The organism is Bacillus sp. FSL L8-0654 (assembly GCF_038629965.1).
Taxonomy (GTDB): Bacteria; Bacillota; Bacilli; order Bacillales; family Bacillaceae; genus Bacillus; species Bacillus safensis.
In genome coordinates this window covers 668,168-680,733 of record NZ_CP152026.1, presented here as the reverse complement: position 1 = coordinate 680,733, position 12,566 = coordinate 668,168, and the positions used below count along the sequence as shown (strand labels likewise).

Sequence of the window (12,566 nt, the reverse complement as noted above, 5' to 3'; positions counted from 1 at the left end):
TTCACCACTAACAACCTTTAATTATACTATGAGATTTGAAAATGGCAACAAAACAACCACCTAATTATGTGAAATCTCCTAGCCAATCTCCCTCAGCAAGAAAGCATTCTGATAAGATAAAAGAAAACGCTGTAAAGGATGATATGCGATGAAAAAGCCTGTCTATTTTAATCATGACGGCGGTGTTGATGACCTCGTCTCTTTATTTCTTCTCCTTCAAATGGAACATGTGAAAGTCATCGGTATGTCTGTGATACCTGCTGATTGTTATTTAGAGCCTGCTCTCAGTGCATCTCAAAAAATCATTGATCGATTCAGCCCTTATGAAATTGAAGTCGCTGCTTCAACTTCTAGAGGCGTCAATCCGTTTCCGAAGGATTGGCGTATGCATGCTTTTTATGTAGATGCTCTGCCAATTTTAAATGAAAAAGGCAATGTTGATACAAAAGTGTCCAAGCTGCCAGCACACCTTCACCTGATTGAAACGGTTAAGAAGGCAAAAGAACCTGTCACCCTGCTCTTTACTGGTCCGCTCACAGATCTTGCACGCGCTTTAGAAGAAGATCCTTCGATCTCTAATAAAATTGAGAAATTGGTGTGGATGGGCGGCACGTTCCTTGAAAAAGGCAATGTTGAAGAACCCGAGCATGATGGGACAGCAGAATGGAATGCCTTTTGGGACCCTTATGCTGTCAGCACTGTCTTTCAGGAACCGTTTCCTATTGAAATGGTCGCGCTTGAAAGTACAAATCAAGTCCCGCTTACACTTGATGTACGTCAGCGCTGGGCTTCTCTTCGTTCTCATATTGGAATAGATTTTATCGGACAGTGCTACGCCTTTTGTCCGCCGCTCATTCATCATGAAACGAACTCGACTTACTACTTATGGGACGTGCTGACAACGATCACTCTTGCTTCCTCTTCATTTACTCGCTCAAAAGAAGTGAACGCAATCGTTTATACCGAAACGCCTAGACAAGGTCGCACTGAAGAGCATCCAGATGGAAAATCAATTCAAGTGATTGACCATGTCGATCGTGATGCCTTTTTCCACGCATTTGAAGAGCTTATGAGAAAAGCTGTTTGTCAGATTTCAAAATAAAAAAGCCCCGCTCATTGGCGGGGCTTCCTCTTACTCTTCTTCTGCGTACTTTTTCTTACGTCTAAACTTGCTTAACATTTCATACACGATTGGAACGATAACCAATGTGAGAAGTGTAGAACTTGTTAAACCGCCAATTACGGTAACACCAAGTCCTTTTGATACGATTTGGCTTCCGCCTTCAAATCCTAATGCGAGTGGCAGCAGTGCACCAATTGTCGCAAGTGCCGTCATTAAGATTGGACGTAATCTTGTTGTACCTGCTTCAAGTAACGCTTCTCTTGTTGAGAGACCTTCTTGTTCTTTATGAATCACTCGGTCAATCAAGACAATGGCATTAGTTACAACGATACCGATCAGCATGAGCAATCCAATCATGGCATTTAAGCTGATGGTTTCTTTTGCTATAAACAATCCAAGCAGCGCACCAATAATCGTAAATGGCAGTGAGAAGAGAATCGCAAATGGTGCAAGACCTCCGCCAAATGTGATGACGAGAACGAGATACACAATGGCAATCGCTGCTAGCATTGCAAGGCCAAGCTGTGTAAAGGATTCTTGGATATCCGCACTTACGCCGCCTGTGTCAATCGTTACGCCAGATTTTAGATCAAGCTTGTCGACTTTCTTCTGAACATCCTGCGTTACACTTGAGACGTCGTCTGTTGTCATGTCACCAGACACTTCTGCGTAGATTTTTCCATCACGTTTTGTCACCGTATTTGCTGTCGTACCATCTTTTACTTTGACGACATCACCAATTCGGACTTCTTGTCCTGTTGGTGTGGTGATCTTTTTGTTTTCTAAATCTTTTTTGCTCTTATATTCATCTTTTTCCGTTTGAAGCTTCACATCAAGTTCTTTGCCGTCCTCTGTGACTTTCGTCAGTGTTGTTTCACTATTTTGAGGTGCAATCGCTTGAGCGATTTGTGAAGTAGTTAGACCTAGTTTCGCCAGTTTTTCTTGATCTGCATTAAATGTATATTCGTCGTATTTCTCAGATAAGCTTGTGCTGACATTTTTCAAGTTTTTCTCATCTTTTAAGATGTTCTCAACATCTTTTACTGTGCCTTCAATATCACTTGCTTTGTCCCCGTACACATAGTAAGTCACGGTATTATTTGCACCAGCAGATGAGAAGTTTTGTGATTTCCATTCCCCTTTAGACGCTTTGTCTTGAAGGGCTTTGACCACGCGGTCTTTTTCTTTATCAAAGTTTGGCGTGTCATCATCATATTGTACGAAGAATAACGCACCGTTAGAGTTACCGCCAACACTTGCGGTCATAGCATTTGAAGAGCCTAGTGAATACTGAACTGTATTGACATGATCCCGTTTCATCAAATATTCTTCAGCTTTTTTCGTTTCATCAATTGCTTGCTCTCTCGTTTGTCCAGGTTCAGGTGTATATGTCACCATGGCCGTTTTCTCTGCTTCCTGTGGTAAGAAGCTGACACCGACAAGTGGTGCTAAGAATAAGCTTCCGACAAGCATAAGAATGGCAATTCCTGATGTGATCCATTTATGGTTGAGTGTCCAATTAAGTACACGTCTATAACCGCCAGCAAGCTTGCTTGGTTTATGTTCTTTTACCTTTTTCGCTGTGCCGTACAGGTTCTTTTTAAATAGAGTGTGTGCCATCATTGGAACAATTGTAATAGCGACAAGCAGTGAAGCAAGTAACGCAAACACAATCGTTAAGGCAAATGGGATGAATAGTTCACCAATCATTCCACCTACTAATGCTAACGGTAAGAATACCGCAATTGTCACAATCGTCGAAGACATGATTGGGATAAACATTTCTTTTGTGGCTTCTCTGACGAGTGCCTTGCCTTTTAACGGTTCATCCTTTAACGCCATTCGTCGATAGATGTTTTCTATGACCACTATCGAGTCATCGACAACACGCCCGATGGCGACGGTCATGGCACCAAGTGTCATAATATTTAACGTGATATCCAGCTGATTTAATATTAAAACAGCAATCAACAGAGATAACGGTATGGAAATGACCGAGATTAATGTTGATTTGATATCTCTCAGGAACAATAGAATGATAATGATCGCAAAGATCGCTCCGATGATCGCCTTGTTCAGCATTGTGCTGACAGACTCTTTAATCGGCTCTGCTTGATCATATGTGGTGCTTACATTAATACCTTTGTTGTCTTTTTTGAATTTCTCAAGCTCTTTTGTCACTTCTTCTGCTACACTCACTGTGTTGGCATCAGAGCCTTTAACAATTTGCAGACCGATACTGTCTTTTCCATTCGTTCTAGAGATCGATTCAGCATTTTTTACGACTTTAATATCTGCTATCTCAGATAGCTTGATCGTCGGCAGCTCTACAGATTGACTGCTTGCTGCACCTGCTTGCTGCTGAGCTGCTGCTTGCTGCTGACTTGCACTTCCAGCCTGCTGCTCCGCACCTTGCGCACCTGGGTTTTCTGAGCCGTTAGAAGGTGCTCCAGCTCCAGCGCTTCCCGCACCGCCGCCTGCACTTGGTGTGACTGGAATACGCATGTTTTTCAAATCTTTGACGCTTAAAATATTGCCGTCCACGACAACTGATTTTTGTTTGTTGCCAAATGTGTATAGACCTAATGGTACATTCACATCAGAGCCTTTGATCATGTTTTGGACGGTATCTTCATCTAGACCGTATTCTTTCAATTTCTTTTGTTTAAACGAAAATTCTACTTCTTTGATTTGCTGTCCTGAAGTTTCGACAGAAGAGACACCGTCTAATCCTTGAAGTGAAGGAACGAGATCATTTTCTACTTTTTGTGTAAGGTCTTGTAATGATTCTTTATCACCAGAGACACTAAGAGCTAGGATTGGAATCGCATTAATACTAAAGCGTGCGATTTTAGGTTTTTCTGCATTTTCAGGGAAATCGATATTGCTAATCGCATCTTCAATTTCCTTTTTTGCTTCATCCATGTCTTTGTTGTAATCGTACTCGATTTGAATGGATGATGCATTTTCAAATGAATTAGAAGTGACCACGCTGACCCCATTGAGGTTTTGAATCGATTTTTCAATTGGATCTGTCACCTTATCTGATACTTCGTCCGGCGTTGCGCCAGGGTACATTGTAGAAACCGTAATGACTGGCGTGTTGATATTAGGGATTGATTCTTGTTTCATATTCAATCCGGCATATAGACCAGCAACTGTTACGATAATCGTCATGAGCCATACAGCGAACTTATTCTTTAATACAAAATTGATGATCGAATTCATTATATCCTCCATTTTCCTTTATGTATTGACTGACTGGTCATTCTATATCATAATAAACGGTGATATACAATGCCGTCAACCATTTCACTTGCGTTTGACGTAACATTCTAAAGCTGAAGGGGCCTTATTTCATGAACGAAAAAAAAGAAAAAATCATTAAAGCAAGCATCCAATTGTTTGCGAAAAAGGGTTTTTCTTCTACGACCATTCAGGAAATTGCAGATGAATGCGGAATATCAAAAGGCGCATTTTATTTACATTTCAAATCAAAAGAACAGCTTTTCAACCGAGCGTTTGAATATTATATCGACACTTCGATGCAAACTATCGAAATGATTCGAAAAGAGAATCAGCATCTCGCGCCGAGAGAGATCTTTCAGAAACAAATCGCTGAACAGTTTCAGCATTTTGCTGAGAACAAGGATTTTATCATTCTGATCCTCAGCGAGAACATTATTCCGGAAAACCAGCAGATTAAAAAGTATTCAAAAACTGTGAAAAAGCAAATGAACGATGAAATTCAAATTTCCATCTTGACCACTTATGGACAGGAAATCGAACCGTATATAACTGACCTGTCAGTCATGATTCAAGGAATTATCCAATCATATGTGCAGGTTCTGCTTTTACAGGATCAAATGAAATTATCATTTGATGAGCTCTCATCCTTTATACTCGAACGGTTTGATGATCTGGTTCACGGCTTGCTTCGTTCTCAGACGAAGCCGATTTTGAAGCAAAGCATTTGGGATGATGAAGCGCCGAGTGCTGCTTCCCTTCAAGAGGAGCTTCGCTTTTTAAAGCTTGAGCATCTGCTTTCAGATGATACCGTTGTATCCATTGAAGTGATTGAAGAAGAGCTGGCAAAAGCTGAACCTCGTAAGCCAGTCATCCAAGGAATGCTGACGAATTTAGAAAAGTGTGAGGAGCCTGCTGTTCTAAGAGCAGTGGAGCAATTGAAGCTGTTTCTTCAGTAACATGACGTTCTGTTTTTCGATTTAGCTCACCTTTCCCCCTTCGAATGTGCACTTTCGCTTATGCTTCATTATAAGAAAAGATTCTCTAAATTGATATACGGCGGTGGTCTGAATCTATGTTAAGACCCTGTCATTTCAAGCAAAAAAACCGCCTGTTTCATCAGGCGGTTTTTTGCGATTTAGCGTTTTTTGATTTCTTCAAGGAGAATCTTGTTCACCATCGGCGGGTTAGCTTGGCCCTTCGATGCTTTCATGATTTGTCCGACTAAGAAACCAATCGCGCGGTCTTTACCATTTTTAAAGTCTTCAATGGATTGCGGGTTGTTATCAAGTGCTTCTGTGACAAGTTTGAGCAGTGCACCTTCGTCAGAAATTTGGACAAGTCCTTTTTCTTTGACGATTGTTTCTGCATCTCCCCCATTTTCAATGAGCTCTTTGAATACCTTTTTCGCAATCTTAGAGGAAATTGTTCCTTTTTCAATGAGCTTGATCATGCCAGCAAGTCCTTGCGGTGTTAGCTTTGTATCGTTTAGCTCTTTTTGAGCAGAGTTTAAGTAAGCAGACACTTCACCCATGAGCCAGTTCGATGCTTGCTTCGCTTCTGCACCTTCTGAAATGGTCGCTTCAAAGAAATCAGACATTTCTTTCGTCAGCGTGAGTACCATTGCATCGTATGCAGGGAGTCCAAGCTCATCGATATAGCGTTTGCGGCGCTCGTCTGGAAGCTCTGGAATCGATGCTCTAACGCGTTCTTTCCACTCGTCATCAATATACAGTTCCACCAAATCTGGTTCTGGGAAGTAGCGGTAATCATCAGATCCCTCTTTGACACGCATCAGGATCGTCTTTTTAGACGCTTCATCATAACGGCGGGTTTCTTGTTCGATCAAGCCGCCAGAAAGCAATACTTGCTCTTGACGCTTTTCTTCGAATTCAAGGCCTTTTTGTACGAAAGCGAATGAGTTCAAGTTTTTGAGCTCTGTCTTTGTACCAAACTCTTCACGGCCGATTGGGCGAAGAGAAATGTTGGCATCACAGCGAAGTGAACCTTCTTCCATCTTACAGTCAGAAACGCCTGTATATTGAATAATGGATTTTAATTTTTCTAAGTAAGCATACGCTTCTTCTGGTGTGCGAATGTCTGGCTCAGATACGATTTCAACTAGCGGTGTGCCTTGACGGTTGAAATCGACGAGTGAGTAACCGTCGCCTGTGTGCGTCAGTTTCCCAGCATCCTCTTCCAAATGAAGACGCGTAATACCGATTCGTTTTGTTTTGCCTTCTACTTCAATTTCAATCCAGCCGTTTTCACCGATCGGTTTATCAAATTGAGAAATTTGATACGCCTTTGGGTTATCAGGATAGAAGTAGTTTTTACGGTCAAATTTTGTATCTGTTGCGATTTCACAGTTCAGCGCCATGGCCGCTTTCATCGCAAAGTTCACCGCTTCTTTGTTCAGTACAGGCAATACGCCAGGATATCCAAGGTCGATGACACTTGTTTGCGTGTTGGCAGCTGCACCAAAAGGTGTCGGCGAGCTTGAGAAAATTTTCGATTGTGTTTTTAGCTCTACGTGGACTTCAAGTCCAATTACCGTTTCAAAGTTCATTCTGATTCACCCCTTACAGTTCAGGTTTTGCTTTATGATGATCTGTTGCTTGCTCAAAAGCGTGAGCCACGCGGTACACTGTTCCTTCGTCAAAGTGCTTGCCGATGATTTGCAGTCCTAACGGAAGGCCATTTGCAAATCCACAAGGCACACTGATTCCTGGAACGCCTGCAAGGTTAACAGGGATCGTTAAAATATCGTTTGCATACATGGTTAGCGGGTCGCTTGTCTTTTCACCAATGTTAAATGCAGGAGTCGGTGTTGTTGGTCCTACAATGACATCATACTTTTCGAAAACATCTTCAAAGTCTTTTTTGATCAATGTACGGACTTTTTGTGCTTTTTTATAGTACGCATCGTAATATCCTGAGCTTAGCGCGAATGTACCAAGCATGATGCGGCGCTTCACTTCGTCTCCAAAGCCTTCAGAACGAGTATTTTTGTATAAATCAATGAGATTGTCTGCATTATCTGTACGGTAGCCATAGCGGATGCCGTCAAAACGAGCAAGGTTTGCAGATGCTTCTGAAGAAGACAGTAAGTAGTAAGTCGCAAGCGCATATTTAGAATGCGGAAGAGACACTTCTTCCCATGAAGCACCAAGTCCTTCTAATACTTTTAACGCTTGAAGAACAGATTCTTTTGCTTCCTCGCCAACGCCCTCGCCAAGGTATTCTTTCGGCACAGCAATTTTCAAGCCTTTGATGTCGCCAGTTAATGAAGAAAGAAAATCTGGGACATCGACATTTGCACTTGTTGCGTCCATTTGATCGACACCTGCAATCGCTTGAAGAACATATGCGTTGTCTTCTACATTACGTGTAATCGGACCAATTTGGTCTAATGATGAAGCAAATGCGATTAATCCGTATCTGGATACACGGCCATATGTCGGCTTAAGACCGACAACCCCGCAGAAAGATGCCGGCTGACGAATAGAACCGCCTGTATCTGAACCAAGTGAGAACGGTACTTCACCTGCCGCAACAGAAGCTGCTGATCCACCACTTGATCCGCCTGGAACAGTGTTTAAATTCCACGGGTTTTTCGTCGCTTTGTAGCCTGAGTTCTCCGTAGAAGATCCCATTGCGAATTCGTCCATATTTAATTTACCGATTGTGACTGCTTCAGCGTCTCTTAGGCGGTTCACAACGGTTGCATCATAAATTGGATCAAAGTTTTGCAGGATTTTACTTGAAGCTGTAGTACGCAAATCCTTTGTAACAATGTTATCTTTCACACCGATCGGCATACCGAACAATAGGCCAAGCTCGTCCTTTTCACCAACTGCCTCGTCCAATTCCTTTGCATACGCACGCGCTTTCTCTTCGTCCAGTGCAAGGAATGCTTGTACTTTTCCGTCTACTTCATTGATTCGTTTATAAGACTCGTCCACTAAATCAGAAACAGACAGTTCCTTTTTATGTAAAAGCTCTTTTAATTCAGAAATTTTGTGATCAAACAGTGACATGTCTCGGGCCTCCTTTAGTCCAAAATTGATGGCACACGAATATAGCCGTCTTTATGATCAGGCGCGTTTTTGACGACTGCCTCAATGGAAAGACCTTTATTCGGAACATCTTCTCTCATGACGTTTTTCATTTTTAATACGTGTGTAGTAGGTTCAACGTTTTCCGTATCTACCTCGTTTAACTGTTCTGCAAATGAAATGATGCTATCAAGCTGTTCTGTAAACATCTCAGCTTCTTCTTCTGTAATCGCAAGCCTTGCTAAATGCGCAACGTGCTTGACTTCTTCTATTGAAATTCTTGACATGCAGGTTCACCTCCAAAAATGATGCGTACTCGTGGTCATGATCATAAGTCATATACACTTTATCATATCAAATTTTACTGTTCTAAAGCAACTTTACGCAGGTGCCGTGAAAGGTTCGTTCTCTTGAAAACGTCTTTTTATCAAACCAATAAAGGAAATATTCTTCTGACTTTTTATTTTTCAGAAAATTTTTACTTTTGTTTATTTTTGTAATCGCTTACATACTGGTTCTTATCACCGATCTGTCCATTTTTTCTTCAAAATGAAGAGGTTTAGGCAGGTTGATCACTTGGGAATACTCTGTTAGGTTAAGTAACCATAGCAGTGAGCGGGACAGTCAAGCAAAAAAGCTGCCATCGCTCTTCTGTATATTTTGATTGAGGTGATGTCAAATTAATACGAAAAAGGTGAGAACACAAAATGAGTATTGAAGTTACAATTTCCTTATCTATTTATTTTATCGGGATGCTTGCCATTGGCTGGTATGCATTCAGGAAAACACATAATTTAAATGATTATATGCTTGGCGGACGCGGGCTTGGCCCATTCGTTACAGCCCTTTCAGCAGGTGCTGCGGACATGAGTGGATGGATGCTGATGGGTGTGCCAGGTGAAATGTATAAAACAGGTTTATCGACAGCCTGGCTTGCGATTGGTTTAATCGTTGGTGCTTACTTGAACTACCTCATTCTTGCACCTCGTTTACGTTCTTATACAGAGATTGCGGATGATGCGATTACGATTCCTGATTTCTTTGATAAACGCTTCAAAGGTTCATCTGCTTTATTAAAAGCTGTTTCAGCCGTCATCATTTTAATTTTCTTTACGCTGTATACATCGTCTGGGATGGTATCAGGCGGACGTTTATTTGAGTCAGCATTCGGTGCTCACTACATGTTTGGACTGATTTTGACGTCAAGTATTGTCATTTTGTATACATTGTTCGGCGGTTTTTTGGCAGTGAGCTTAACGGACTTTGTCCAAGGAGCTATCATGTTTTTAGCATTAGTGCTCGTGCCGATCGTTGCCTTTACACAATTAGGCGGACCTGTTGCTACATTCCAAGATATTCAACAGATTGACCCTAAATTGCTTGATATTTTTAGAGGAACGAGCGTCATTGGCATTATTTCCTTCCTTGCTTGGGGACTAGGTTACTTTGGACAGCCGCATATTATTGTGCGCTTTATGGCCATTACGTCCGTTAAAGATTTAAAACCAGCACGCCGAATCGGAATGAGCTGGATGATTATTTCAGTGATTGGATCACTGTCTGTCGGTTTAGTGGGTGTTGCCTATGTTCATGAAACGGGTATGAACCTGGCTGACCCTGAAACCATCTTTATCGTATTTTCTAAAGTATTGTTCCATCCATATATCACTGGATTTTTACTTTCTGCCATTTTAGCTGCGATTATGAGTTCAATTTCGTCTCAGCTGCTTGTCACAGCAAGTGCGATGACAGAGGATTTATACAGAACGTTCTTTAGAAAAACAGCATCAGACAAAGAGCTCGTCATGATTGGCCGGATGTCTGTACTCGTTGTCGCTGTGATTGCTCTCTGCCTTTCACTTAACCCAAGTGACACCATTCTTGACCTTGTCGGTTATGCGTGGGCAGGATTTGGTTCTTCATTTGGTCCAGTCATCTTGCTTTGCCTATACTGGAAACGAATGAATCATCACGGTGCCCTAGTTGGAATGATCGTTGGTGCAGTTGTGGTTCTGACATGGATTACAACAGGCCTCAACCATGCCACAGGTATTTATGAAATGATTCCAGGCTTTACCCTTAGTGGATTAGCTGCCATTATTGTGAGCTTATTGACAAGTAAGCCGTCAAAAGCATCAAAACAGCTTTTCAACAAAATGGAAGATCATCTTGAAGAAGAAACAAAATAAAGAATTGAAGAGTCATCTGCCCTATGCGGATGACTCTCTTTTTAAATAAAATAAAAAGCTTTTCTTTCTTCAGAAACTGAATAAAATAAGAGTTGTGCAGCCATATGGGCTGTGAGAAGATCATATACATGTTGTGAAACGTACATGAAGTGAAAGGAGCGATATGCATGTTTTGGACAATTGAATGGGATACAGTCTTAAAATTAGCCGTGGCCACCTTAATCGGTCTGATTATCGGGCTTGAACGGGAGCTGAAGAAAAAGCCCCTCGGCTTAAAAACGTGTATTGTCATTGCTGTCAGCTCCTGCGTCTTAACCATCATCAGCATTGATGCAGCCTACAATTTCCCTCGAGTCTCTAAGCTTCAAATGGACCCACTCAGGTTACCGGCGCAAATTATATCTGGTGTTGGTTTTATTGGAGCAGGTGTGATTCTTCGAAAAAGCAATGATGTCATCTCAGGTCTCACGACTTCTGCGATGATCTGGGGAGCAGCAGGGCTTGGGGTTGCAACAGGTGCAGGGTTTTATAAAGAAGCCTTCCTCAGTCTTTTCTTTATTCTCATTAGTGTCGAATTCCTGCCATGGCTCTTCCAGCGGATCGGACCGATTCGCCTGCAGGAAAAAGAAATCCGCATCAGAATGTCTCTTTCTGACAGAAACCGCATGACCGATATTTTAAAAGAAATGAAAGCCCTCAATATCCGCATTCATTCTGTACGAATTGATGATTTAAAAGAAAAGGACTATCCGATCATGGAAGTACGCGTACGTGTGCATAAAGACCGCTATACAACCGATGTGTACTTTGATATTAAAGATCTAGAAGGCGTCGTTGGCGTGAAGTGTGATACGGTGTAGTCATAAAAAACCCCTTGCTGTTTGACACAGCAAGGGGTTTCTTTTATCGGGCCAGCTGTTGAAAGTCAAAAGGAGTAATTGGTGTTTTTTGCTCAATTTCCTTTCGAAAACATGACAGCATGGCTTTTTGGTCAGAAGTCATTGTTTGGAGATCAAATGCTTGATGTAAAAGCCCATAAATAAGCATATGACGCAGCATGAGAAAATCAGGGATTGTTGCCAGCCACGCGTCATCAAGCTCATTCTCCTGTCGATAGCCTTTTAAAAAATGACTCATAAATTCTGCCGTAAATTCAGCTTTATCATCATATGGAATCACTGGATACCAAAGAACATTGTATAGCAAAATACTAATATCATTGATAAACCAGTGATATCCAATATCATCAAAATCAAATGCGATAATCTCTCCTTGATGATAATGAAAGTTCCCGTGATGCAAATCGGCATGCACCAGCCCATACACATCCTTCGAAATTCGGAGCTGGTGAAGCTTTTGCATCAGTTCATCTTTTCTTCGCAAAACAACCGTTTGATCAGACGGAATATATTGATCAAGCTTTAATTGCTCCTCTTCATACCACTCTTGACGCTTATAAAGAGGGTCTTTTACTTGATATCGTTTTGTTATTTGATGCATTCGTCCTGTATAGGACCCTAACGCTTCAAACAGCTCCCCATTCCAATCTCCTTCATTCACTTTTCTCCCCGGTGCTTTTTCATACACACGGAGTAAAAATGCGCCTCCGGCTTGATCAGGAATGGTTTCAACGTCTTTTCCTCTTGCTGATGAAATCGGCTTTGCTACGGAAATACCATGATGAGACAGGAATCGAATCCAGTCCATTTCTCCTAAAATATATGTGGGTGAACGACGAATGGTATGGGTGATTTTTAATATATAATTCTCCCCATTCATTGCCTTATATTCATACACATAATTTTCTGCATCGGCTAGAAATGTGACTTGGTCAAGCTGAAATTTATACAAGTGAGCCGCTTTCTTTAAGACTTTCTGTTCATCGTATCGTGCTTTTACTTCTTTATGCATGCTGATTCTCCTTTATCGTCTTTTTAAATGTTCTTGACG

At 41.6% G+C, this 12,566-nt stretch carries 9 protein-coding genes; 4 read left to right on the top strand and 5 right to left on the bottom strand.

The genetic code is table 11. From position 1 onward, the window contains the following. Positions 1-148: 148 nt before the first annotated feature. Positions 149-1,102 carry a nucleoside hydrolase gene (locus MHH65_RS03365; RefSeq protein WP_024426675.1) on the top strand — a complete coding sequence of 318 codons (954 nt, stop codon included), beginning with the start codon at positions 149-151 and terminating at the stop codon, positions 1,100-1,102. 30 nt (positions 1,103-1,132) lie between these two features. Here MHH65_RS03365 and MHH65_RS03360 read toward each other — a convergent pair whose 3' ends face one another. After that, positions 1,133-4,351 (bottom strand): efflux RND transporter permease subunit, encoded by a 3,219-nt coding sequence (locus MHH65_RS03360; RefSeq protein ID WP_268413519.1) that lies wholly within the window; start codon positions 4,349-4,351, stop codon positions 1,133-1,135. A gap of 131 nt (positions 4,352-4,482) precedes the next feature. On the opposite strand from MHH65_RS03360, the gene MHH65_RS03355 reads away from it, so the two are divergent. After that, complete coding sequence (locus MHH65_RS03355; RefSeq protein WP_024426677.1) at positions 4,483-5,328, top strand: TetR/AcrR family transcriptional regulator; 846 nt, start codon at positions 4,483-4,485, stop codon at positions 5,326-5,328. A 179-nt stretch (positions 5,329-5,507) separates the two neighbouring features. Here MHH65_RS03355 and gatB read toward each other — a convergent pair whose 3' ends face one another. From gatB to gatC, 3 genes are read right to left on the bottom strand one after another with little or no spacing between them, the layout of a single operon-like run. Beyond that, complete coding sequence (gene gatB, locus MHH65_RS03350) at positions 5,508-6,938, bottom strand: Asp-tRNA(Asn)/Glu-tRNA(Gln) amidotransferase subunit GatB (protein ID WP_024426678.1); 1,431 nt, start codon at positions 6,936-6,938, stop codon at positions 5,508-5,510. A gap of 13 nt (positions 6,939-6,951) precedes the next feature. Beyond that, complete coding sequence (gatA, locus tag MHH65_RS03345) at positions 6,952-8,409, bottom strand: Asp-tRNA(Asn)/Glu-tRNA(Gln) amidotransferase subunit GatA (RefSeq protein WP_024424550.1); 1,458 nt, start codon at positions 8,407-8,409, stop codon at positions 6,952-6,954. Between the two features lie 14 nt (positions 8,410-8,423). After that, positions 8,424-8,714, bottom strand: a complete 291-nt coding sequence (gatC, locus tag MHH65_RS03340) for an Asp-tRNA(Asn)/Glu-tRNA(Gln) amidotransferase subunit GatC (RefSeq protein ID WP_024424549.1) — start codon at positions 8,712-8,714, stop codon at positions 8,424-8,426. Positions 8,715-9,134: 420 nt separating this feature from the next. On the opposite strand from gatC, the gene putP reads away from it, so the two are divergent. Beyond that, the gene (putP, locus tag MHH65_RS03335) at positions 9,135-10,616 is read left to right on the top strand and encodes a sodium/proline symporter PutP (RefSeq protein ID WP_024426679.1); all 1,482 of its coding nucleotides are present in this window, start codon (positions 9,135-9,137) and stop codon (positions 10,614-10,616) included. 161 nt (positions 10,617-10,777) lie between these two features. Next, positions 10,778-11,476 carry an MgtC/SapB family protein gene (locus MHH65_RS03330; protein ID WP_171464090.1) on the top strand — a complete coding sequence of 233 codons (699 nt, stop codon included), beginning with the start codon at positions 10,778-10,780 and terminating at the stop codon, positions 11,474-11,476. Positions 11,477-11,519: 43 nt separating this feature from the next. Here MHH65_RS03330 and MHH65_RS03325 read toward each other — a convergent pair whose 3' ends face one another. Further along, positions 11,520-12,527, bottom strand: a complete 1,008-nt coding sequence (locus MHH65_RS03325) for a phosphotransferase (protein WP_034282815.1) — start codon at positions 12,525-12,527, stop codon at positions 11,520-11,522. Positions 12,528-12,566 lie beyond the last annotated feature (39 nt).

Bases quoted from the DNA above. Each gene is read 5' to 3' on its own strand.
- MHH65_RS03365 (WP_024426675.1), top strand. From the start codon at position 149: ATGAAAAAGCCTGTCTATTTTAATCATGACGGCGGTGTTGATGACCTC.
- MHH65_RS03360 (WP_268413519.1), bottom strand. From the start codon at position 4,351: ATGAATTCGATCATCAATTTTGTATTAAAGAATAAGTTCGCTGTATGG.
- MHH65_RS03355 (WP_024426677.1), top strand. From the start codon at position 4,483: ATGAACGAAAAAAAAGAAAAAATCATTAAAGCAAGCATCCAATTGTTT.
- gatB (WP_024426678.1), bottom strand. From the start codon at position 6,938: ATGAACTTTGAAACGGTAATTGGACTTGAAGTCCACGTAGAGCTAAAA.
- gatA (WP_024424550.1), bottom strand. From the start codon at position 8,409: ATGTCACTGTTTGATCACAAAATTTCTGAATTAAAAGAGCTTTTACAT.
- gatC (WP_024424549.1), bottom strand. From the start codon at position 8,714: ATGTCAAGAATTTCAATAGAAGAAGTCAAGCACGTTGCGCATTTAGCA.
- putP (WP_024426679.1), top strand. From the start codon at position 9,135: ATGAGTATTGAAGTTACAATTTCCTTATCTATTTATTTTATCGGGATG.
- MHH65_RS03325 (WP_034282815.1), bottom strand. From the start codon at position 12,527: ATGCATAAAGAAGTAAAAGCACGATACGATGAACAGAAAGTCTTAAAG.